The sequence below is a fragment of the uncultured Parasphingopyxis sp. genome, assembly GCF_937129435.1.
Classification (GTDB): domain Bacteria; phylum Pseudomonadota; class Alphaproteobacteria; order Sphingomonadales; family Sphingomonadaceae; genus Parasphingopyxis.
Genome location: NZ_CAKZNF010000024.1, coordinates 39,710 through 61,694, shown reverse-complemented (window position 1 = coordinate 61,694; position 21,985 = coordinate 39,710). Strand labels below are relative to the sequence as shown.

Annotated in this window: 23 protein-coding genes; 10 read left to right on the top strand and 13 right to left on the bottom strand. The window is 64.1% G+C overall.

Annotation, left to right across the window (positions count from 1 at the left end):
- Position 1: 1 nt before the first annotated feature.
- From Q0139_RS04660 to Q0139_RS04640, 5 genes are all read left to right on the top strand, one after another.
- Positions 2–1,522, top strand: coding sequence for a lipopolysaccharide biosynthesis protein (locus tag Q0139_RS04660; RefSeq protein ID WP_298018192.1), 1,521 nt, complete (start codon positions 2–4; stop codon positions 1,520–1,522).
- A gap of 156 nt (positions 1,523–1,678) precedes the next feature.
- Positions 1,679–2,431, top strand: a complete 753-nt coding sequence (locus Q0139_RS04655) for a sterol desaturase family protein (RefSeq protein WP_298018351.1) — start codon at positions 1,679–1,681, stop codon at positions 2,429–2,431.
- A gap of 10 nt (positions 2,432–2,441) precedes the next feature.
- Positions 2,442–3,599 (top strand): N-acetyltransferase, encoded by a 1,158-nt coding sequence (locus Q0139_RS04650; RefSeq protein WP_298018189.1) that lies wholly within the window; start codon positions 2,442–2,444, stop codon positions 3,597–3,599.
- 66 nt (positions 3,600–3,665) lie between these two features.
- Positions 3,666–5,198 carry a tryptophan halogenase family protein gene (locus Q0139_RS04645; protein ID WP_298018186.1) on the top strand — a complete coding sequence of 511 codons (1,533 nt, stop codon included), beginning with the start codon at positions 3,666–3,668 and terminating at the stop codon, positions 5,196–5,198.
- Entirely contained in the window at positions 5,195–6,664 is a 1,470-nt protein-coding gene (locus Q0139_RS04640) for a tryptophan 7-halogenase (protein ID WP_298018183.1), read from the top strand. Before Q0139_RS04645 ends, Q0139_RS04640 begins: the two co-directional genes overlap by 4 nt.
- Here the strand turns inward: Q0139_RS04640 and xth are convergent.
- On the bottom strand, positions 6,661–7,434 hold the full coding sequence (gene xth, locus Q0139_RS04635) for an exodeoxyribonuclease III (protein ID WP_298018180.1): 774 nt from the start codon (positions 7,432–7,434) through the stop codon (positions 6,661–6,663). The genes Q0139_RS04640 and xth overlap by 4 nt on opposite strands.
- A gap of 52 nt (positions 7,435–7,486) precedes the next feature.
- Between xth and Q0139_RS04630 the strand changes: the two genes are divergently transcribed.
- A complete protein-coding gene (locus Q0139_RS04630; protein ID WP_298018177.1) occupies positions 7,487–7,981 on the top strand; it encodes a GNAT family N-acetyltransferase in 495 nt (164 codons plus the stop codon).
- A 36-nt stretch (positions 7,982–8,017) separates the two neighbouring features.
- Here Q0139_RS04630 and Q0139_RS04625 read toward each other — a convergent pair whose 3' ends face one another.
- The 6 genes from Q0139_RS04625 to Q0139_RS04600 all read right to left on the bottom strand — a co-directional run bounded on the left by Q0139_RS04625 (position 8,018) and on the right by Q0139_RS04600 (position 14,552).
- The gene (locus Q0139_RS04625; RefSeq protein ID WP_298018175.1) at positions 8,018–9,166 is read right to left on the bottom strand and encodes an aspartyl protease family protein; all 1,149 of its coding nucleotides are present in this window, start codon (positions 9,164–9,166) and stop codon (positions 8,018–8,020) included.
- A gap of 169 nt (positions 9,167–9,335) precedes the next feature.
- Entirely contained in the window at positions 9,336–9,683 is a 348-nt protein-coding gene (gene erpA / locus Q0139_RS04620) for an iron-sulfur cluster insertion protein ErpA (protein ID WP_298018173.1), read from the bottom strand.
- An 84-nt stretch (positions 9,684–9,767) separates the two neighbouring features.
- Entirely contained in the window at positions 9,768–10,433 is a 666-nt protein-coding gene (locus Q0139_RS04615) for a M23 family metallopeptidase (protein ID WP_298018170.1), read from the bottom strand.
- Between the two features lie 113 nt (positions 10,434–10,546).
- A complete protein-coding gene (locus tag Q0139_RS04610) occupies positions 10,547–11,350 on the bottom strand; it encodes a ferritin-like domain-containing protein (protein ID WP_298018167.1) in 804 nt (267 codons plus the stop codon).
- Between the two features lie 14 nt (positions 11,351–11,364).
- A complete protein-coding gene (gene bcp / locus Q0139_RS04605; protein ID WP_298018164.1) occupies positions 11,365–11,832 on the bottom strand; it encodes a thioredoxin-dependent thiol peroxidase in 468 nt (155 codons plus the stop codon).
- A complete protein-coding gene (locus Q0139_RS04600) occupies positions 11,829–14,552 on the bottom strand; it encodes a bifunctional [glutamine synthetase] adenylyltransferase/[glutamine synthetase]-adenylyl-L-tyrosine phosphorylase (RefSeq protein ID WP_298018161.1) in 2,724 nt (907 codons plus the stop codon). The genes bcp and Q0139_RS04600 overlap by 4 nt, the downstream gene beginning before the upstream one ends.
- A gap of 63 nt (positions 14,553–14,615) precedes the next feature.
- Here Q0139_RS04600 and Q0139_RS04595 point away from each other — a divergent pair, with 63 nt between their 5' ends.
- A complete protein-coding gene (locus tag Q0139_RS04595; RefSeq protein ID WP_298018158.1) occupies positions 14,616–14,789 on the top strand; it encodes a hypothetical protein in 174 nt (57 codons plus the stop codon).
- A gap of 6 nt (positions 14,790–14,795) precedes the next feature.
- Here the strand turns inward: Q0139_RS04595 and Q0139_RS04590 are convergent, their stop codons facing one another.
- The 3 genes from Q0139_RS04590 to Q0139_RS04580 all read right to left on the bottom strand — a co-directional run bounded on the left by Q0139_RS04590 (position 14,796) and on the right by Q0139_RS04580 (position 16,524).
- On the bottom strand, positions 14,796–15,371 hold the full coding sequence (locus Q0139_RS04590; protein ID WP_298018348.1) for a sigma-70 family RNA polymerase sigma factor: 576 nt from the start codon (positions 15,369–15,371) through the stop codon (positions 14,796–14,798).
- A 160-nt stretch (positions 15,372–15,531) separates the two neighbouring features.
- Positions 15,532–15,672, bottom strand: coding sequence for a hypothetical protein (locus tag Q0139_RS04585; protein ID WP_298018155.1), 141 nt, complete (start codon positions 15,670–15,672; stop codon positions 15,532–15,534).
- Positions 15,673–15,720: 48 nt separating this feature from the next.
- Positions 15,721–16,524, bottom strand: coding sequence for a response regulator (locus tag Q0139_RS04580; protein ID WP_298018152.1), 804 nt, complete (start codon positions 16,522–16,524; stop codon positions 15,721–15,723).
- A 259-nt stretch (positions 16,525–16,783) separates the two neighbouring features.
- On the opposite strand from Q0139_RS04580, the gene Q0139_RS04575 reads away from it, so the two are divergent.
- The 3 genes from Q0139_RS04575 (at position 16,784) to Q0139_RS04565 (ending at position 18,984) form a co-directional block, all read left to right on the top strand.
- Positions 16,784–16,969, top strand: a complete 186-nt coding sequence (locus Q0139_RS04575; protein WP_298018150.1) for a NepR family anti-sigma factor — start codon at positions 16,784–16,786, stop codon at positions 16,967–16,969.
- An 18-nt stretch (positions 16,970–16,987) separates the two neighbouring features.
- Positions 16,988–18,550, top strand: coding sequence for a histidine kinase dimerization/phosphoacceptor domain -containing protein (locus Q0139_RS04570; protein WP_298018148.1), 1,563 nt, complete (start codon positions 16,988–16,990; stop codon positions 18,548–18,550).
- 305 nt (positions 18,551–18,855) lie between these two features.
- The gene (locus Q0139_RS04565; protein ID WP_298018146.1) at positions 18,856–18,984 is read left to right on the top strand and encodes an entericidin A/B family lipoprotein; all 129 of its coding nucleotides are present in this window, start codon (positions 18,856–18,858) and stop codon (positions 18,982–18,984) included.
- 7 nt (positions 18,985–18,991) lie between these two features.
- Here Q0139_RS04565 and Q0139_RS04560 read toward each other — a convergent pair whose 3' ends face one another.
- From Q0139_RS04560 to tatB, 3 genes are read right to left on the bottom strand one after another with little or no spacing between them, the layout of a single operon-like run.
- Positions 18,992–20,698 (bottom strand): phospholipase D family protein, encoded by a 1,707-nt coding sequence (locus tag Q0139_RS04560; protein WP_298018143.1) that lies wholly within the window; start codon positions 20,696–20,698, stop codon positions 18,992–18,994.
- On the bottom strand, positions 20,695–21,468 hold the full coding sequence (gene tatC / locus Q0139_RS04555; protein WP_298018140.1) for a twin-arginine translocase subunit TatC: 774 nt from the start codon (positions 21,466–21,468) through the stop codon (positions 20,695–20,697). Before tatC ends, Q0139_RS04560 begins: the two co-directional genes overlap by 4 nt.
- Positions 21,465–21,905, bottom strand: coding sequence for a Sec-independent protein translocase protein TatB (gene tatB / locus Q0139_RS04550; protein WP_298018137.1), 441 nt, complete (start codon positions 21,903–21,905; stop codon positions 21,465–21,467). The genes tatC and tatB overlap by 4 nt, the downstream gene beginning before the upstream one ends.
- Between the last annotated feature and the right edge of the window lie 80 nt (positions 21,906–21,985).

The window sequence follows — 21,985 nt, the reverse complement described above, 5'->3', positions numbered from 1 at the left end:
AGTGCCCGGGGGGCAGGACACAGATATCGAACGCCGCGACGTTGCCCAGGGGGCGGGCATGGCGGCGCTTGCGCGGCTCGGCGCAGTGATCGAGGTCGTCGCGCAGCCGATCTACACCTGGCTCTTCGGCATCGCGACCTACGGCATCTACATCGTGCTCTGGTCGGCGGTGAACATGGCGGAAAAGATTGTCGACCTGTCGTTGACCGAAGCCCTGCAGCGCGTCGTGCCGACACAGCAAGAGGACGCCGCGCATGCGGCGGTGCGCTTCGCGCTGACGGTGACGGTGATTCCCGCCACCTTGATCGCGCTTGCCGTCTCGCTCAATGCCGAAGCGATCGCCGGGCTGCTCTCGGTCGCGCCCGAAGACGCGCCCCGCCTGCCCTTCATCATCGCGCTGTTCGCCTGGGCGCTGCCGCTCTGGACGTTTATCGAGGTGGCAACCGCGGCGGCCCGCGCACGCCGCGCCTTCGGGCCGGAAATCCGGTTGCGGATCTTCTGGGAACAGCTGGTGCGGTTGGCGCTGGCGGTGGCCCTTTTCTTCGCCGGGATGACGAGCATCGGCCTGCTCGTCGCACACCTCCTCTCGCTCGCGCTGGTTGCCATCCTCGCGGTCCGCCTGCTCGGCCGCTATTACGACCTTCGCCTGCTGCTCACCGCGCCAACGACCGGCGCGCTGCGCGGCAACCTGCTGGGGTCCGGCGTCGCGTTGCTTCCCAGCGCGGTCACCCGCCGCACGCTCAACGACCTCCCGCCCGTGCTCCTCAACGTCATGCTGCCGGGCGCGCAGGGCGCGACGGCGGCCGGGCTGTTCGGCATTGCGCGCAAGGTCGCTTCGATCCCGCTGATCGTGCGCCAGGCCTTCCTCTACGTGCTCGCACCGCTCAGCTCGGCGCAGGCCGCGCGCGACCGCAAACGCATCGCGCCGCTCTACGCCTTCGCCTCGCGCATCTCGGCCGCGCTCGTCATTCCGATCGGCGGGCTGCTGATCCTGCTCGGGAGCGAAATCTTGAGCCTGTTCGCACCCGGCGCCGGCGCGGCGATCATGATGCTGACGATCCTCGTCGCCGCGCGGATGGGCGAGGCGGTGATCGGACCGGCGACGCCGATCGTCGAGATGACCGGCCATCGCGGCTGGCCGCTCGTCAACAGCCTGATCGGTATCGGCAGCTGGGCGCTTCTCGCCATCTTGCTCACCCCGTCCATGGGCGGCGAAGGCATGGCCATCGCGGTTGCCGTCGGCGCGGTGGCGGTCGCCTGGGCAGCCGTATGCGAGCTCTGGTTCGCCGAGCGGCTGCACCCGTTCGACGGCCTCTTCCTGCGCGGGCTCGCCGCGGGCCTGGCGGGATTCGCCGCACTGGCTGCGATCGGATGGGCCGTGGAACCGCTGGGCGCGCCGATTCGTGCCGCCATATTGATCGTCACTTTTTTGCCGCTTTGCTGGGTGACGCTACGGCTTGGCCTCGATCGAGAGGATCGCGAGGCGCTGGGCAGACCCGCCCGCACCGCCAAACTGGTCTGAATCCGCGACGAATCCCCTTCTGCGCGCGCGATTCTCGTCGCAAAGCTGCCTCATTGCACGTTCATATCCATCCACTTAGAGCGGCGGGTCGGGGCGCTTGCAGCGCGCTTCCCGCAGAACAATTTTTTGAGGATTTTTGACGTGAAAGCCGCAACAATGGCGCGTCCGGGGATCTGGAACCGGTCGCATTATCTCGACAAGATGACGCTCAGGGAACTGGTCGTCGCCTATTTCCAGTATCCGGCCATCATCGCCTATCTGGCGTTGACGCTGATCTGCGGCGTGGTTTTCTATTACAATCCGGCGCCGCTGCTGCCGTCGCTGGCGGCCGCAGCGATTGCCGTCGCCGCCTATCCGCTCGCCTGGTATGCGCTGCACCGCTGGGTGCTGCACGGCCGCTGGATGTTCAAGCACAAGTCGCTCGCCTCGGTCTGGAAGCGTATCCATTACGACCACCACCAGGACCCCAATCATCTCGAGGTGCTGTTCGGCGCGCTCTATACGACGCTGCCGACGATTATCGTCATTCTCGCACCGATCGGCTGGCTGATCGGCGGCATCGGCGGCATGGCGATGGCGATCGGCGCCGGCCTGCTGACGACCTGTTTCTACGAGTTCTGCCACTGCGTGCAGCACCTGAAGTACAAGCCGAAGAACAAGTGGCTCGCCCGGATGAAGGCCCGTCACATGGCGCACCATTTCCATGACGAGCAGGGCAATTACGGCATCACCAACTTCTTCTGGGACAGGTTGCTCGGCACCTTTTACGAGCGGCAGGATCGCAAGGAGAAGAGCGAGACCGTCTTCAACCTCGGCTACACGCCCGAAGTGGCGAAGCGCTATCCCTGGGTTGCCGACCTGTCGGGCGGTGTCGCCACGGGCCATCCCGTCGAACGGATGAAAAGCTAGCCACGGACCGATGGCGGACGCGATCACCATCCGCCCGGTCGATGGCCGGGCGGATCTCAAGGCCTTTGTCGAACTCGCCTACCGGCTGAACGCCGATACGCCGCACTGGGTGCCGCCGCTCAAATCCGACGTGTACGAGCTGCTGGACGCGGCAAAGAATCCGTTCTTCGAGCATGCCACGGTCCAGCTCTTCCTGGCCGAACGCGATGGCCGCGTCGTCGGACGGATTTCGGCGCATCTCGATCATCTGGCGCTCGAACAGCCCGTCGAGCAGGGCATGGGCCCCGGCACCGGCAATTGGGGCTTGATGGAGGCCGAGGACGAAGCCGTCATGCACGCGCTGATCGCGGCGGCCGAACAATGGCTGCGCGAACAGGGCATGACGCGGGCGCTCGGTCCGCTCAGCCTGTCCGTCTGGGACGAGCCGGGCCTGCTCATCAAAGGTCACGACCACGCGCCGATGATCATGATGGGGCATCACAAGGCCGCCTATCGGGGCTGGATCGAGGGCGCAGGCTATAGCCAAGCCAAGCAGCTCTTCACCTATGACATTCCCATCGTCGACGGTTTCCCGAAGCTGATCGATCGCATCGTCGCCTCCGGCGAACGCAATGACAGGATCACCATCCGGCCGATCGACATGGACCGCTATGACGAGGAAGCGAGCCTCATCCTCTCCATCCTCAACCAGGCCTGGAGCAAGAATTGGGGCTTCGTCCCGATCACCGATACCGAAGTCCAGTACATCAAGAAGAAGCTGAAACCCGTCATCTATCCGCCGATCAACCTGATCGCGGAATATGACGGAAAGCCCGCCGCCTTCATGCTCGCGCTGCCCGATATCAACGAGGCGCTGATCGGCATGAAGGGCTCGCTGTTGCCCTTTGGCTGGGCGAAGCTGCTCTGGAAGCTGAAACGCAAGGACTGGAATGGCGGGCGCGTGCCGCTGATGGGGGTCCTGCCCGAGCACCAGAACAGCCGGTTGGCGAGCCAGCTCGCCTTCATGATGATCGAATATATCCGCCGCTGGGGCGTGGGGACGATGCACGCGACGCGCGCCGAAGTCGGCTGGATTCTCGACGACAATCAGGGAATGAATGCGATTGCCGATGCGATCGAAGGCGATCCCAATCGAATCTACGCGGTTTACGAGAAGGCGGGTCTGTAGCAACAGGATCGGCGGCGCCTGCCCTCCATTCGGGGTATGGCAGGACAGTACCGCGGGAGAGACGATGTGAACGACAATCCGGATCGGCGCATCCGCGATGTCGTGATCGTCGGCGGCGGCACGGCAGGCTGGATGACCGCCGCCGCGCTGGCGCACAAGCTCGGTCCCATCGGTGTCCAGATCACCCTGATCGAATCCGCCGCCATCGGCACCGTCGGCGTCGGCGAGGCGACGCTGCCGCAGATTCGCGATTTCAACCGCGCGCTCGGCATCGACGAGGCCGAGATGATGAGGCGCACCAGCGCGACGATCAAACTCGGCATCGAATTTTGCGACTGGGGTGCGATCGGCGACCGCTACACCCATCCTTTCGGCGCGTTCGGTCAGCGGATCGGCCCCGCCGATTTCCATCACTATTGGGTCCGCCAGCACCAGCGCGGCAAGGCGGACGAGTTCGGCAGCTATTGCTACCCGATCGTCGCCGCACGGCGCGACAGGTTCGCGCTGCCCGACGAAGCGGTGGCATCGGGCCTTTCCGCCTTTTCCTATGCCTTCCAGTTCGATGCGAGCCGCTATGGCGCCTTCCTCGCCGATTTCGCTACGAGGAAAGGCGCGAAGCGGGTCGAGGGCAAGATCGTGGGCGCTTCCTCCAACGGCGAAACGGATTTCATCGAATCGGTCATGCTGGAATCGGGCGAAGAGATCGCAGGCGACCTGTTCGTCGATTGCTCGGGTTTTCGCGGGTTGCTGATCGAGCAGGAGCTTCAGACCGGCTATGACGACTGGAGCCGCTACCTGCCGTGCAACCGCGCCATCGCCATTCCCTGCGCGATCAACGGGCCCACCGGCCCCTTCACCCGTGCCACCGCGCGGACGGGCGGCTGGCAATGGCGCATTCCGCTGCAGCACCGGATCGGCAACGGCCATGTCTATTGCGACGCCTATCTGAGCGACGACGAGGCGCTCGACCAGCTGATGACGACTCTGGAGGGCGAGCCGCTGGCCGAGCCCAACAGGCTGTTCTTCAAGACCGGCAAGCGACGCAAATTGTGGAACCGGAATTGCGTCGCCATCGGCCTTTCGGGCGGCTTCCTTGAGCCGCTCGAATCGACGAGCATCGACCTGATCCAGAGCGGCATATTGAACCTGATCGCGCTGTTCCCGGAGCGCGATTGCGCCGAGGCCGACGCCGCCGAGTATAACCGGCTGATGGATCTGGAATTCAGCCGGATCCGCGATTTCCTCATGCTCCATTATGTTGCCAACCAGCGCGACGACGCCCCCTTCTGGCGCGACATGCGCAATCAGGATCTGCCCGACAGCCTGGCGGAGAAGATCGAGGCGTTCGAACGGCGCGGTCTCGTGCCCGAATATGAAAGCGGGCTGTTTCAGCCGCCGAGCTGGCTGTCGGTCTTTATCGGGCAGAATGTGATCCCCGAGCGATACGATCCCCGCGCCGACCGAATGAGTGAGGCCGAGCTGGACGAGGCGTTCACTACGATGCGCCGGTCGATCGACGCCCATGTCGAGCAGACGCCGGCGCATCTCGATTTCATCTGCGAATATGGCGCGTCGATCGAACTGGCGGATACCGCATGACGAACGCAGACCGCCCTTCGCTGCGCATTGCGGTCTTCGGCGAAGCGCATGCGCTCTGGCCGGTGGCCGCCGCGCTGTGGGCCAATCTGCCGCCGCATGCCGCGCTGACGCTTGTCGAGCAGCCTGCCCGCGACGACGGACCGTGTGCGCTGACGCTCCCCTGCAACAGCGCGTTTCACCAGCGCCTGAATATCGATGTCGAGGCCCTGGCGGGCGCCGCCGGGGCCCGGTTCGGCCTCGGCATCGACCTGCAGGGCTGGCAGGGCGAGGACAGCCAGTTCTTCGCCGCGCCCTCGGGTACGCTGCCGAAGATCAACGATATCGAACTGCACCACATCATGCTGCGCGCGGCGATAGAGCGCGGCGAGCCGGAATCGCTCGCCTATCTCCTCCGCCCCTTCCGCTTCGCCGCGCGCGCCGCGATGGCCGGTAAATTCGCCTTTCCACCGGACGATCGCGAATCGCCGCTGCAGCTGCTCGGCCCGACGATTCAGGTCGACCGGGCGCGTTATGGGGACTTTTTCGAAGCCTTCGTGCGAGACGCCGAGCGCCTTCGGTCGACACCGGCAAGCGTCGATTGCGAGCCGGAGGGCGCGATCTCAACCGTCACGCTCGAGAGCGGCGATGCCGTCGCGGCCGATCTCTATATCGATGTCTCGGGAACGCTCTCCGCCCTGATGCCGGGCGATGGTCGCCCCGAATCCTCACCGCTGAACGGATTCCCGCCATTCGATCGAATCGCATGCGCATTTATCGAAGGCGGTACCAGGGCAGGCCATGGCTGTACGATCGCGAAAGCCCTGCCCGGCGGCGTGCTCGTCGAAACGCCGGTCGGCGGTGGACTGGTCCGCGAATATTGGCACGGCTCCGGCGCCGACGAAGCCAAAGCCGTGGCAGAAACGATGGGCGCGCCATTCGACATAGCACCCTTCGCTTACATCCATTGCGGCACACCCTGGACGGGGAACTGCGTCCGGCTTGGCCCCGCATCGGCCCGGCTCGGCCCATTTCATTCGGCCGATGCGATCCTGCTTCAGGAACAGGCGCTCGATCTCGTCGCTTTGCTCCCCGCAGGCCCCGCCATGACCGTCGAGGCGCGCACCTTCAACGCCAAGCACCACCAAATCGTCCGGCAGCTCCGCGATTTCGCGCTGCTGCCGTTCGTGCTCAACGGCAGGGACGAGGCGGTGTGGACAACCATTGCCGACGCCCCTGCACCCGATACGCTCCAGCTGCGGCTCGACCAGTTCCGCAGCCGCGGCCGCTTCGTCACCTTCGATCGCGAAATGTTCGACCACCAGAGCTGGATCGACCTGATGATCGGTTTCGGCTTCGCACCCGAACGCTACGACCCGCTCGCCGGCGCACTCGACATGAAGCGCTTGCCGCCGGTCCTCAAACAGATGGTCGACGCCTTTTCCCGCACGATCGACGCGATGCCGCCCGAAAAGGATACCGCGAGCTAGTCCGCCAGTTCGATCCAGACCGGCGTGTGGTCCGACGCCTTTTCCCGCCCGCGATATTCCTTGTCGACGCCTGCCGCGCGAAGGCGGTCTGCCGCCACCGGTGACAGCAGGAGGTGATCGATCCGGAAGCCCGCGTCGCGCTGCCAGGCGCCGCGCTGATAGTCCCAGAAGGTCCAGACGGGTCCGGTCGGGATCCGCGCCCGGATCGCATCGGTCCAGCCCTGGTAGAGCAGACGGCGGAAGGCGGCGCGGCTTTCGGGCTGCATCAACGCGTCGTCCTGCATCGCCTTGACCGAATAGACGTCCTCGTCGGTCGGGATGACATTGTAATCGCCCGCCAGCACCACCGGCTTTTCCAGGCCGAGCAGATAGTCTGCGCGCGCATGAAGCCGGTCGATCCAGCCGAGCTTGTAATCGAATTTCGGCCCCGGCACCGGATTGCCGTTGGGCAGGTAGATCGAGGCGACGATGACATCGCCGATTTCCGCCTCGACATAACGGCTCTGTTCGTCCTCCTCGTTGCCGGGCAGGCGGACCTGATGCTCTTTCGGCTCGGCATCGCGGGCGAGGATGGCGACGCCGTTAAACCCCTTCTGCCCGTGCCAGACCGCGCCGTAACCGGCTTCCTCGATCTTCGCCTTGGGGATCTTGTCGTCGTCGGCCTTCAGTTCCTGCAGGCAGACGACATCGGGCTTCTGCTCGTCGAGCCATTCGAGCAGCCGGGGAAGCCGGGCGTTGATCCCGTTCACGTTATAGGTGGCGATTTTCATGGGCGGCGTTATGCCGCGAACCGGCCGCCACGGCCAGACGGGAGTTTGCCGCGTGACGATCCGAAAGACGGGGATGGGGGATATCGAGGCGCTCGCCGCGGTGGAACGGTCGGCGGCGGAGCTGTTTCTCGGCACGCATTTCGAAAGCGCCATCGGCGGCGAGACGCTGCACCCCGACAAGCATGCGCGCGCCATTGCAGAAGGGGCGCACTGGGTCGAGGAGCAAGGCGATGCCATCGCGGGTTTATGCTGCGCCCATGCAATGCAGAAATCGCTCTATATCGACGAGCTTGCGGTCGGCGCGGACTTTCAGGGGCACGGCATCGGCCGCCGCCTGATGGAGACGGCGATCGCAGAGGCGCGGCACGGTTTCTCGGCGGTTTCACTCATCACGGACCGGACCTTGCCGTGGAACGCGCCCTTCTATGCCACTCTGGGCTTCGTCGAATGGGATAAGCCCGAAGCCGCGATCCTGGCGGAACTGGCCGATGAGGAAGCCGACGGGTTCGACATGGCGCGGCGGATCGCCATGATCCTACGGCTCTAGTCCGTCAGGTGCTCGCCGCCGATCATGTTCCGGCCATCACCGCGCAGCGCCGGCAGGGCTCTCCGGCGCCGGAATTCTGAGCGACACGGTGCTTCCGTCGCGATCGATTTCCAGTGACAGGGCACGCGCTTCGAAAGGCCGGCCGGAAACGAAACGCACAAGGGCACACAGATCCTGCTCCCCGGCAACATCCACGACCCGGCCGTCGATCCCGATAATGCGATCTTCGAGACGCAGACCGGCGTCATCGGCCGCCGAACCTTCGAACAGCTGCACAACCTCGACGCGATCGTCCACAAGGGCCAGCCGATAGCCGGGTTCGGGACGGGTATTGGCAGGCACGGCTCTGGATTCGAGTACGAAGCGCTCGCCCGGATAATCGAGCGTGACAACGAAACGATCGAGCAAACCGGCACCCAGCAATGTGGGCGGAACGCTCCGCGAGATTCCGCCGATATTCGAAATCCCGGAATCGCCTAGCGCGATACGAGAAAGACGAAATCGCGCAAGATCCACGACCGCGCCGCGGCCGCCCGCCGAAACGCCTTCCGAGCCCCGCCCGCGCTGGACTGCGTGCAGGCGATCTTCCACCGCCGGATTCGTCAACAGCGGCGCATAGAGCGACAGCGGCACCTCACTTCCCGTGTCGAACAGCGCCCGGTCGTGCTGGCTACCGATGGCATAGTCGACAACCGGCGCATGCGGATATCCGATATCGTGGAGCCGCGCCGTCAACGCATCATCGGCTATGGAGATGGCATCGGTCGACTCGGCGATCTCCAGCCGCCCGTTTTCGGCGTCGATCCGCCAGGCGCTGCCGGCAAAGATTTCCGAACCCAGCACGCCACCATCGAAAAAGCAGCGGCCGAGGGGCATTGCGCCGAAATCGTAAACGAATACGGGAACATCGCGAAACACGATATCGCCGAGTGCGATCGTCCCGGTGCGAGCGATATCCATCGTAACGGCCGCACCGTGCGCGTCCGTTCCGGTATTCTGCCCCAATATTTCGAGCTCCAGCGCCTCGGCCAATTCGCGCGAGAGGATCGTCGGCGAGCCGGTATCGAACACGAATTCGCGCTCTATGCCATCGACAGAGGCGACCAGAAAATACTTGCCGTCCCGCTGTTCAAGCGGAACCGACGTTACGGGCGCCGCGCGCTCTATGGCGATCGGCGCGTTCATCAAGGCCCCGATATTCCCTGTTTGCGCGTCGAGAGGTGCCGCGCAGGCCAGTAAGGGGGCCGCCGCAAGGGTCAGAAATCGATTGGCTGTCTTTCGCATGCGTTAAGCGCTCGATCGAGGCGTGGCCGCCTCACCAACTATAAACCGCTCATATGGAGACGCGTCGCCGCTAGATCGAAAAACTGGTTCCACAGCCGCAACCTGACTGGGCGTTGGGGTTGTTGACCTGGAACATCGCGCCGCCGAGATTTTCGACGAAATCGACTTCGCTGCCGCGCACCAGATCGAGGCTGATCGTGTCGACGACCAGCGTCACGCCGCCGGTTTCCGCGGTGACATCGTCATCCTCGACGCTTTCGGCCATTTCGAAACGGTACTGGAAGCCCGCACAGCCGCCGCCATCGACGGCAAGGCGAAGGATCGCGGGCTTGCCCTGACGCTCGGCGATCGCGGCCACGCGTTTCGCCGCCGCTTCGGACAGGCCGATATCCTTTTCGATGGGCTGAACCTCGCTCATAGACCCTAGATAGGAAAACGGGCCGCTCGCGACAAGCGGGCGACCCGTTCTAGCGCTTGGGAGTACAAGCGTAGCGGTTAGGCGCTACTGGCTGGCGCCGAGCGCGACCTGCGTGCCTTCGACCGCATTGGGCGTGTTCGGCAGCGAGGCGAGATATTCGTTTGAGGTCAGAAACGGCACCGGATTGATCGGGCGTCCCGCGATGCGGACCTCGTAATGGAGATGGCTGCCTGTCGAACGGCCGGTCGAGCCCATATGGCCGATCATCTGGCCGCGGGTGACGCGGGCGCCCGGCTCGACCAGGATGCGCGACATATGGCCGTAGCGCGTCTGCATGTCGCCGCCATGATTGATTTCGACATAATTGCCATAGCCACCGACCCACTGCGCACGGCCGACGATGCCGTCGGCGGTGGCATAGATCGGGGTGCCGATCGGACCTGCCATGTCGAGGCCGTTATGCCGGCGGCGGCCGGCGCCGAACGGATCGCTGCGTGTGCCGAAGCTGCTGGTGAGGCGGTAATTTTCGACGGGGCGTCCCGAGGGGATCGCCATGACGCCCTGACGCTGACGCGCGTCCTGCTGCCAGTTGGCGAACAGCGCGCGAACTTCGCTGTTATTGCCCTGCGTCTGTGCCTGTGCCGGAGCGGCAGCCATAAAAAACGCGGCGGACACGAATGCCGCCGCGGCGAAGATTGGCTGCGCCAGCGACTGGCGCGTGAAATGGAAAAGGCGAGTAATGTTCATCATGCGCAACCCGTTCGTACTTGGCGAAGATGGTTAATTAACCGTCTACGCCTTTGTGAAACCTTGTATTCCGGAGGCGGCAATGCCCTCCCCGCAACCGGTCTGGAGCCTGTTTGTTAACAAGGTTCCACCGAAGCAAGCGGAAGATAGTATTCGCGGGACAAACCGGCTTGTCGACGCGCCGAAGCGTTGAACGGAGGCTTCAGCCGGCCGTTAAAGTACCGTTTTACGAGCAATTGCCAGTGCGCCTCAGGGAGCAAATCTTGCTCCGCGCAGCACGATTCGAACCATTTCACGCCAAAATGCACATGCCTGATTTCGTCGCGGGCGATGCGTTCGAGGATCTCTGCCGACCTCTTGTCGCCTGCGGCGCGGAAGCGGTCGACCGTTGCGGGGGTGACGTCCAGCCCGCGTGCTTCGAGCACCATCGGCACCACGGCAAGCCGCGCCACCCTGTCATGCGCTGTATCCTGCGCCGATTCCCACAGGCCGCCATGGGCGGGCAGCGCGCCATAGCCGCTCCCCAGAGACTTCAGTCGCCGGTCGAGCAGCGCGAAATGCATCGCCTCTTCCGCCCCGACGCGGATCCAGTCGTCGACGAAATCGCGCGGGAATTCACCGCCGAAACGGCCGATCAGGTCGAACGCCAGATCGATCGCGACGAATTCGATATGGGCGAGCGCGTGGAGCATCGCCACACGGCCGCGCTCCGACCCGATCTTCCCCCGCCGGGGCATCCGATTGGGCGGCAGCAGCGCGGGCGCCTCGGGCCGCGCCGGTTCGTCGGGCATCGGGACATCGAAACGGTGCGCCAGCAAACCGCCCCGCCATGCGCGCGCCACCTGCCGCGCGCGCATCACCTTTTCGTTCGGCGCCGCGCTCAGAAGGACCGAACGGGCCGCGCTGGCAATCGATTCCATGGTGGAAAACGTTTCTAGGCGTCGAGCGCCTTCGCTTCGGCCAGCACATCCTCTGCATGGCCGGCGACCTTCACCTTGGGCCAGACCTTTACGACCTTGCCCTTGGCATCGATCAGGAAGGTCGCGCGCTGGATGCCCATATATTTGCGGCCGTACATATTCTTCTCGACCCAGACGCCGAACGCCTCGGTCACGCTGCCATCGGCGTCGGTCGCGAGATCGATGGCGAGATCGTGCTTGGCGATGAACTTCTCGTGCTTGGCCGGCGGGTCCTTCGAAACGCCGATCACCTTCACCCCGGCCTTGTCGAACTCCTTGGCAAGCTCGGTGAACTGCAGCGCTTCCTTGGTGCAGCCGGGCGTATCGTCCTTCGGATAGAAATAGAGGACGAGCGGCTTGCCCTTGAAACTCGACAGTTTGGCTTCGCTCTCGTCGGTCATCTGCAGGGTGACGTCGGGGGCCTTGTCTCCGGCTTCGATCATCGGGTCTGTCCTTCCTCATCGCTGGCGAGGCCGAGCGCCTCGAACTGTTCGCGCACGCAATGCCGGGCTTTGTCATAGGCTTCAACCAGCGCGTCCCAATCCTTGACATGGCAGGCCTTGGCGACGAGCGAGCGACTGGCCGGCGAAACCTCGGTCGAATCGGGCGAGACGAGCCGGAGCGTCACGAGCATCCGCGTCAGCAGATCATGCGCGGCGGCCATGCCCGGATCGAGCACGCCCGCTTCGATCAGGGCACCAATCGCCTCGGGCAGATAGGGCGAAAGCCCCTTGCCCTCGCGCAATTGCGCCACATGGGTGCAGAATTCGAGATCGACGAGCCCGCCCGGTACGAGCTTGACGTCGAGCGCACCGGCGGGCGGCTTTGCCGCGGTGATCTCGGCGCGCATATTGCGGGCATCAGCCAGAAGCTTTTCCGGATCGCGCGGCCGAATGAGCGTTTCGCGGATAATCCCGCTGAGCTTTTCGCGCGCTTCGGGCGAACCGTAGACCGGCCGGGCGCGGGCGAGCGCCATATGCTCCCAGGTCCAGGCGCTCTGCCGCTGATAGCCCTCGAAACTGTCGAGCGACACGGCGATCAGCCCCTGGCCGCCCGAGGGCCGCAGCCTGGTGTCGACCTCGTAGAGCGGGCCAGCGGCCGTCGGGACGCTCAGCGCGGCGGTGACCCGCTGGGCCACCCGTTGATAATAGCGCGTCGCGCCGAGCGGGCGTTCGCCGTCCGATTCGGCGCCATGGTCGCCGGTGAACAGATAGACGAGGTCGAGGTCGGAGGCGTGGGTCAGCGCGCCGCCGCCGAGCCTGCCGAGCGCCAGGATCACAAACTCGCTGCCGGGCACCTCGCCATGTTCCTCGCGAAACGCGTCAACGGTGTCGCCGGCGAGAAGCTCGATCGAGGCTTCGGCAACGCGCGCATAACCCGCTGCCACATCGAGCGGATCGCTCGCGGCTTCGACCAGCTGCACGCCGAGCGCGAACCGTTCCTCGCCGACGAGCTGCCGCATCCGGTCGAGCACCTCCTGATAGTCGAGACCGGCGGTCCGCTCGCGAAAGATCTCCACGAGCTCGCCGACCGGTTCGGGCGGGTCGAGCGCGGTCGCGTCGATCAGGCCGTCGAACAGCTCCGCCCGCCGCGCCAGTTCGTCGGCGAGCGCGGGCGCATGCGCCAGAATGTCGGTCAGCAAAGCCCCCAGGCCCGGGCGCGCCTCGAGCAGCCGGAACAGGTTGAGTGCGCTCGGCAGGCGATCGAGCAGGCTGTCGAGGCGATTGAGCGCGGTGATCGGCGCCGGCGAAGCGCCGAGATCGGAGATGAGCTGCGGCAGGATTGCCTCTAGCGCCTCGCGCGAGGCCTTCGACCGGGTCGCCCCGACACTGCCGGTGCGCCAGCGCTCGATCCGGCGGACGGCGCCTTCCGAGTCGGAAAAACCCGTGTCGGCCAGCCATCTTTCCAGCTCCGCCGGATCGCGGGGCATCGCGTCCTGGGGTTCGTCCGTTTCGTCGAACCGGTCATAGGCATCGCCAACCCAGGCCACCTTGTCGGCAAGCAATGCGATCAGCGTGTCACCATCGGCAAGCCCATGGAGCCGGGCGACATTGTCGAGCGCGGCCCCGTCGGTGGGCAGCCTGTGCGTCTGCTGGTCCTCCACCATCTGCAGCCGGTGTTCGATCGTCCGGAACAATCGGTAATGCGCGGACAGCGTTTCCGCCTCCCCATTGCCGATCCAGCCCGCATCGGCGAGCGCCGCCAGCGCATCGAGCGTTGCCGGCTCGCGAAGCGACGGATCGCGGCCGCCATGGATGAGCTGGTGGATCTGCGCGAAAAATTCGATTTCCCGGATGCCGCCACGGCCGCGCTTCAGATCGAAGCCCGGACCGAAAGTCTGGCCGCGCGAATGATGATCGCGGATGCGCTTGGAGATACCGCGTATCTCGCTGATCGTGCCGAAATCGAGCGCGCTGCGCCAGACGAAGGGCCGCAGCGCATCGAGAAAATAGGCCGAGATCGACGCGTCGCCGCCGACATGCCGTGCACGGATAAAGGCCGCACGCTCCCAGGCTTCCGCGATCGTTTCGTAATGCGAAATCGCCGCATTCACCGGCAGCGCGATCGGCGTCACCTCGGGCGAGGGCCGCAGCCGCAGATCGACGCGAAAGACATAGCCGTCCTGCGTCCGGTCCTGCAGCAGCCCCACGAATTTGCGGCCGATCCGCACGGCGGTGTCGCGCGGATCGCCCTTGGGCGAAGCAAGGCGATCGGGATCGAGCAGCAGGACGAGATCGATGTCCGACGAATAGTTGAGTTCGCGGCTGCCATGCTTGCCGAGCGCGAGCACGCTCATCCCCTCGACACCGTCCGCACCCGTCACCTCGTGCATCGCCGCCGCGATCGCCGCCGCTGTCGCATGATCGGCGAAGTCGCTGAGCGCATGGACGACACGTTCGAACGGGAGCGCGCCCGCAAGGTCGCCGAGCGCCACGCCGAGCGCGAGCCGCTGCTTGTCGCGCCGCAGAGTTTCGGCGACGCGATCCGGCGTATCGCCCGCGTCCGTCCATTCCGGCACCCACTCACCGGCCCGCGCGCGTTCGAGCATGTCGGGGTTGCGTTCGCCGAGGCGCGCGAGGAACGGCGCATGGGCCCGGGCCCTGTCCCAGACCGAACCGAAATCGGGCGGATCGCCGTTCGTTTCCATGTCGCTTTTGTGCATCAGTTCCGGTCAAACATGCAAAGTGGAAACCTTCACCGCCATTTGTGCGTTCCAATGTTCTCTATGCGTGAAAAGCCATCCCGATCTGAATCCGGGCGCGAAAACCCGCGCCATATCCGGTTCGAAGCGAAACCGACGAACCGGGTAGGCGAAGTGCTGCGCAAGGCCTTTGGCGAGCAGCACAACAAGGACGAAAACGCCCAGGAATTCGACCGCCTGCTCGGCCTGATCACCTAGGCCGGCTCAGCGGTTGCTGAGTTCGTCGACCTCGTCCATGATTTCCTGAAGCGCGCTCAAATCGGATTTTCCGGTGGTTTCGGATCGGGGATTGAGATCGCCCTCTTCCAGCAACGCTTCGAGCGCGGACCGGCCCCGGGCCACGCGGCTCTTGATCGTGCCGACCGCGCAGCCGCAGATTTCCGCCGCCTCTTCATAGGCAAAACCGCCCGCACCGACGAGGATCAGCGCTTCGCGCTGGGGTTCGGGCAGCTTCAGCAGCGCGCGCTGCATGTCGTTCAATTCGATATGACGGTCCTGGCTCGCCGGCGCCGCGAGCAGCTTGTCGGCGGCCATTTCGTCCCATTCGCCCTTGAACCGGGCGCGCCGCATCTGGGAGAGGAACAGGTTGCGCAGGATGATGAACGTCCAGGCGCGCATATTGGTGCCGGCCTGGAAACGCTCGCGCGCCGCCCATGCCTTGAGCAGCGTCTCCTGCACCAGATCGTCGGCGGTCTCGCGGTTGCCCGAAAGCGACCGGCCGAAGGCGCGAAGATGCGGGATCACCTGGCCCAGCTGGACCTTGAACTCGTCATCGGGCAACGGCGTCGGCTTTTCCTTTGCCTCGCCGCCCTTATCGGCTGTGTTGGAATTTTTCGCCAATTCGTCAGCCCCGCCTAGCGCTTGCCGATTCGGCGCGCGTTCCCTTTGTCATAAACCCAAGCGATGACAAAGCCCAGTGCATTGTATTTACTGGAAAAATCTAGTTTTTCCAGAACAGGTAAAGCAGCACGAAAATTCCCACGATCAGAATGAGCGAGAAGGCGAGGATCACGCGCGTCATATGCGGGGTCGCGCCTGCGCGCGCCTCCGTTTTCGAAAGATGCGGATCTTCTTCGGTCATGGTGGCGTCCTTTTCTCGTTCTGACTTAGGCGTGGCTGTCGCCCGCCGCTAGGCCGGCAATGTGGTCTTGTTGAAGAACAATGCCTGCGCGATGGCCGCCTTGATCGTAGCATGCTGGAACGGCTTCGTAATCAGGAAGGCCGGTTCGGGGCGTTCGCCCGTCAGCAATCGTTCGGGGAAAGCGGTGATGAAGATGACGGGAATATCGATGTCGGTCAGGATTTCCTGCACCGCCTCGATCCCTGAACTGTCGTCGGCGAGCTGAATATCGGCGAGCACGAGACCCGGCGTTTCGCCCTTGGCCTGATCGACGGCCTCGCGATGCGTCACGGCGATGCCGACCACGTCATGGCCGAGATCGCGAACGATCCCCTCCAGGTCCATCGCGATGATCGGTTCGTCTTCGATGATCAGAACCTGCGTACGCAGCTGATTGTCGATTTCCTCGCGCGCCGTTTCGACCAGACCGGACACCTCGTCGAGATCGGCCTCGAGCAGATAGGCGACGTCTTCGCGGGAGAATCCCTCCACTTCGGTCAGCAGCAGCGCCTGCCGCGACCGCTTGTCGATCATCGCAAGGCGCGCCGAGGCGACATCGGCGCGATCACCGGTGCCCGCCAGCGTGTCCGCCAGATCGTCCGACAATTCTGCCGAACTCCAGATTTTCAGGAAACTTGCATATAGGCCGAGACGCGGATCGACGTCGCGGGGAAATTCGTCGGGTGCCGCAACGATCGATTCCAGCGTCGCCCGGACGAACGTGTCGCCATGGTGCTGACTGCCGGTCAGGGCGCGCGCGAACCTGCGGAGCAAAGGCAAATGCGGCGCGAGTTGCTGGCCGAGCGATGACATGCGTGTTTCTCCCTTTTTTACGGCCTCCCACATGGCTGGCCGGATGAGCGAATGCAATCTCCTCGGTCCCCATTGCCGGCAGGATCGCCGGCGGGCAGATTGTCCCGCTCCCGGATGGAACAATCGTCGGCGCAAATGGTTTCATCCGTTCCAGGGTCTGCGAAAAAACGGTATTGTGTAACGGTCGATTGACTGTTGCGGTGCTAGGAAAGATGCGGCTAGGGTTAGATCGCATCAGGTAAGGGTACGGGGACAAGCATTGGCGACAGGCGGCAAAGCAGGTACCAGTCAGGGTGCGAATGATGCGAAATCCGCAGCGCGTACGCGGCGGCATCGAACGAATGGCAGGACGGATATCTCCAGTGCCCTGCGCAGCGTCTATGACGAGGCGGCCAAGGAACAAATCCCCAGCGAAATGCTCGACCTCCTCGGCAAGCTCAGTTAACCCGCCGGCCATTGCATCATGGCGCCACTGGCGATGAAGGAGCGGCCCGGTCCTATCTCCTTTCTGAGTCGACTTTCAACAGGCATCAAGACGTTCATCCTGCTCGCGGTGGCGCTGTTTCCGCTCGGCCTGATCGCCCTGTTCGCATCATGGGATGCTTCCTCCAACGCCCGCGGCGAACGGATCGACGAGGCACGGTTGATCACCGAACTGGCCGCGCGGCGGATGACCGAGACGATCGAGCGAAGCACGCTCAGCCTGCGCGTCGCTTCGACAGCGGTCGATCCCGACGCCGCGAGCCCGGGCGAATGCCGGGAATTGCTGGCGACGCTCTCGAACATCGAACAGGCCGAGGTCCGGCTGGCGATCTTTCGCCGCAACGGCGAACTCATCTGCGCGAGCAACAATTTCCCGGCGGCATTGCGCTTCGATGCCCCGCCGGGACGCCTCGCCGTCACCCAGCTCGACAGCGAAACCGGCACGATCCGCATCCGGGTCAACTCCGAAGACGGCCGTACCTTCGGGCTTGCCATCCTGCCGCGGTCCACGGTCGCCGAACGGACCCGGCCGATCGAGCAGATCGAAAATTACCTGTTCACTCTCCGCCAGGGCGATACGAGCTTCCTCGTCCACCCCTGGTCGAGCGATGCTCCATCCAACCCCGTCCGCAGCACGCAGCAGCTCGCCGACGGCCAGATCGAGTTCGACGCCGCGTTCGAGGTCGTGCCGCTGAGAACGTCGGAATGGGTGGCGATCATCTTGCCACTGCTGATGTGGGCGGCGGGCGCGTTGCTCGGCTGGTTCGCCGTCAACCGGCTTGTCCTGCGGCCGCTGGCGCGGCTGCAGGGCGCGGTCTCCCGCTTCAACCATGACGAAGGCGATTTTATCGTGCCTGCGACACGCTCGCCCGCCGCCGAGATCCGCGAGCTCGGTACCGCGTTCCACGCCGTCGTCAGCGATCTCAAGGCCAACGAAACGGCGATGGCGAACGCGCTGGGAGAGCAGGCGAGACTGACGCGCGAAGTCCATCATCGCGTGAAGAACAACCTGCAGATCGTGGCGAGCCTGCTGAACCTTCACGCGCGTTCGGCGGTCAACGCCGACACGGCAACGGCCTATGCATCGATCAAACGGCGCGTCGACGCGCTGGCGATCGTCCAGCGCAACCTGCTCGGCGATCACGGTGCGGCGGACGGCACGTCGCTTCGGCCGATCGTTTCAGAACTGGTTTCCACGCTGCAACAGGGCGGCCCCGAACATGTCCGGGTATCGATATCGCTCGATATCGTCGATGTGCGGGTGGCGCAGGAGATCGCCGTGGCGGTCTGTTTCTACCTGACCGAACTGGTCGAACTGTCCTTCTTCTGCGCCGAGGCGGTCGACCTGTCGATCAAGCTCGAGCCGATCGACGAGGAGTGCGCAAGTCTGACGCTCGAATCCGAGGCTCTCAAAGCGGCCCCCGATATTCCCGCCTATCCGCGATACCGGCGTGTTATCGAGGGCCTGGCACGCCAGTTGCGCGCTCCGGTCGAGCAGAACAGCGCGGAAACGCGTTATGAGATCAAAATTCCAATACTCTAATTCTCTGAAATATGGCGTTTTTTTAAAAAATTTCGCATTTGAGGCGATTTTTTTGCGCTGCCGGGGAACCAACAGGGCCGAGGCTCGTTTTCTTGTTCGGATAGCGACCTTTTGCCCCCCCGCTCTTGCTATCCGCTTATTGGGCCCGAAAGCGTTTACCTCCCCCCGGAAACGCCTTCGGGCCCAACATTTTTCCGCTCCTTTTCAATCATTTCCTTGCCGTATGCGGGAACCGAACACGGCATCCCCGCATTGATGGGTACAGGCGACACCGTCGCCCCGTTCAAGGTCGCAAGGAGTTCGAAATGATCAAGAAAATCGCCACCGCCGCCATGATTGCCGGCGCCGTTCTCGTATCCGCCTGCAACACGATCGCAGGCGCGGGCGAAGATGTCGAAAGCGTCGGCGAAACCGTGACGGACGCAGCCGAATAGGCGCGCGTTAGACAAGCCGATCGGGGATCCAGAAATAGGGGTTCCCATAACGCCGGGCCCGGCCGCGCTGATAGGGAATGACAAAACCCTGACGCGCGCCGGGCTCTGCCGTCCTGTTCTGCTCGGCAACCTGTCGCCATTCGGCGAGGCAGGCGCCCTCGCCCACATCGCCATCGAACAGCTGGCGCCATAGCCGCCGCCGGAACTGCGCGATCGCATCGCCGGCTTCGGTCCAGAGATAACCCAGTTCAGTATCCCATTCGAAGCTGCGGCCGTTGATATTGGCCGATGACAACAGGCAGGCATCGGTGTCCGCGATCAGCAATTTGGCGTGAATATGGATCACGCCGGAGCCGAAGGCCGTTCCCCTGCTATTCTCGTAGCGACGCTCTTTGCCATTGGCCTTTTCCTGCTTGGCAATGCTGAACAGACCCACCCTGTCCTTCCCGCCCGCCTTGAAGATGCGTCCCAGCGCGCGTGCCTGAAGATATTCGCCGTGCTTGTGCACGGGATGGCGCTTTTGTCCTTCGAACGCGATCTCTTCGGGCACATTGGCGATCAGGATGATGACTTCGAGCCCGGGATTGCGCCGCAGCGCCTCGATCACCCATTTCGCCGCCTTTGTCGATCGGAAGAACTGCGCCTCGATATAGAGGCAGCGGCGGGCGCCGAGGATGATCCGCTTGTGCGCTTCCTCAAGCTCCCGGATATGGGGAACCGGGCCCATGGCGAATGTCGAGCCCGAATACCGCGAACGCGTCCGCAGCAACTGGCAGCGTGCCTCGCCAACGGGTTGGCCTTCCCATTCGCACCGTTCGATTTCGTCGAGGGGATCGAGATCGAGCTGGCGGCCGGCACCGTTCGTCCATTCGCCGACAATCTCGCGAAAGCGCGGCAGCTCCTCATTCCACAATGTCACGAAATGATCGGCAGCGTCGCAGGCGATGCGGCCCTCGACCCGCGAGGAGACATCATGCCAGGTTTCGTCCGCGCGCTGCCGGTGGCGCGCATCGTCCCAGCGACGCTCGTCGAGATCGAGCCCGCCCAGGATCGCGCACCGGTTGTCGATGATCGCGCATTTCTGGTGATAGGTGGCCGGCCAAAGCCGCGGCGGCGGGCCCGGCTTCCAGCGGTTTGGCTTGTCGCCGTCCCAGCCGAGCCAGCGCCACAGGCCGGGCCGTGTATGGAACACCTCTTCATCGTCCTTGTGGCGGCCGAGCAGCTTGGAGATCTTGCGCCGTATCCGCTTGCGCAGGTTCAGCCGGAGCAACTGCCGCCAGGTCCATCCGATCTCGCCCTCATGCTGGATCACGATCATCTGGAACCGGCGGCGCACCTCGTCCGGCAACCCGTCCATCCGGTCCTTGAACACGCGGAAACTCGCCCAGCTTTCGGCATGGAGATAGTCGGCCAGAACCGGCTCGAAATCGGTGAGCAGGATGCGCACCTCGACCCCGCGCTTCACCGACGCCTCGATCAGGTCGGCCCAGATCTCATGGCCCGCCGCTTTCGCCTCGTCCGATCGCAATTTCGTGGTGGGATCGAAAACGCGAAAGGCAATCCAGACGCTGTTTTCGGCATTCAGGATTTCGCGCTCGAGCACCGGATACATTTCGGCCGCTTCGATCAGCGGCTTGACCTTGCACCCGTCGCGCGGTGGATAGGGAGTATCGCCCCCTTCGCCCTCTTTCAGGAAGAGGGCGTCCGCGATCATGCCGTCTCCGCTTTCGCGCGTCGCCGGTCGGTGATCCGGATGATCAGCAGAGTGATTTCGAACAACAGACATAGCGGCACTGCAAGCATCAATTGGGTGATCGGATCGGGGGGCGTAAAGATCGCCCCGATGATGAACGCGCCGACGATGATATATTTCCGCGCCTTTACCAGCTGTTGGCGCTGCACGATCCCGGCGCGGTTCAGCAGCAGCAGCAACACCGGCAGCAGGAAGGACAGGCCGAAGATGATGATGAAGCGCATCACGAGCGAGAGATATTCGCCGACCGCAGGCAGCGCTTCCTGGTCCACGCCCCCGACATCGCCCTGATAGCTGAGGAAGAAGCGGAATGCCGTCGGCATGACGATATAATAGGCCAGCGCCGCGCCAAGCGTGAACAGGACCGGCGTCGCGAAAAGGAACGGCAGGAAGGCGCGCTTCTCGTTCTTGTAGAGGCCGGGCGCGATGAACGCCCATAGCTGCATCGCGATCAGCGGAAAGGCGATCACGAATGCGCCGAAGACCGCCACCTTGATCTCGACGAAAAAGGCTTCGTAGAGCTGGGTATAGATCAGCCGCCCTTCACCCTCGCCAAATGCCTCCTGCAGCGGGCGGACGAGGAATTCGAAAATCTCGCTGGCGAAATAGAAGCACACGCCGAAGGCAACGGCGAAGGCCAGGATGCACCAGAGCAACCGGTTTCTGAGTTCGATCAGGTGATCGAGCAGCGGCGCGCTGCTGTCGTCGAGTTCGTCGTCGCGCGCGCTCATGACCGATCGCCTTTATCGGCCGGTTTGGCGGGCGACGCGGGCGACGCATCCGCTTCCGGCTGGGCTCCATCCGGCAGGGGCTCATCACTGTTTTCCACCCCGGACGGCTGGTCCGGTGCAGCCGCATCCGCCGGGAGCGGCTTCATGACCGGCGCATCGCTGGCGGGCTTGGCGCCTTCGGCCGCCTCGGCAGGCGCGCCCTCGGGATGCTCGCGCATGATCTTCTCATTGCGCGCGGCCCATTCCTTTTCCTGCTCCTCGATCTCGGCATCGCGAATCATCGCGTCGATGCCGACGCGAAAATGCTTGGTCATCCCGCGAATCTGCCCGATCCAGCGACCGGCCGTGCGCATGGCGAGCGGCAGGTCCTTGGGGCCGATGATGACCAGAGCCACAATCGCCACAAGCAGCAATTCCGTTGCACCGATATCGAACATGCCGAATGCGCCGTCCTGCTAATGCAAAAGGATGGAAGGGCGACCGTCGCCGATCGCTTCACCCCCTCGCCGGTTCAGCC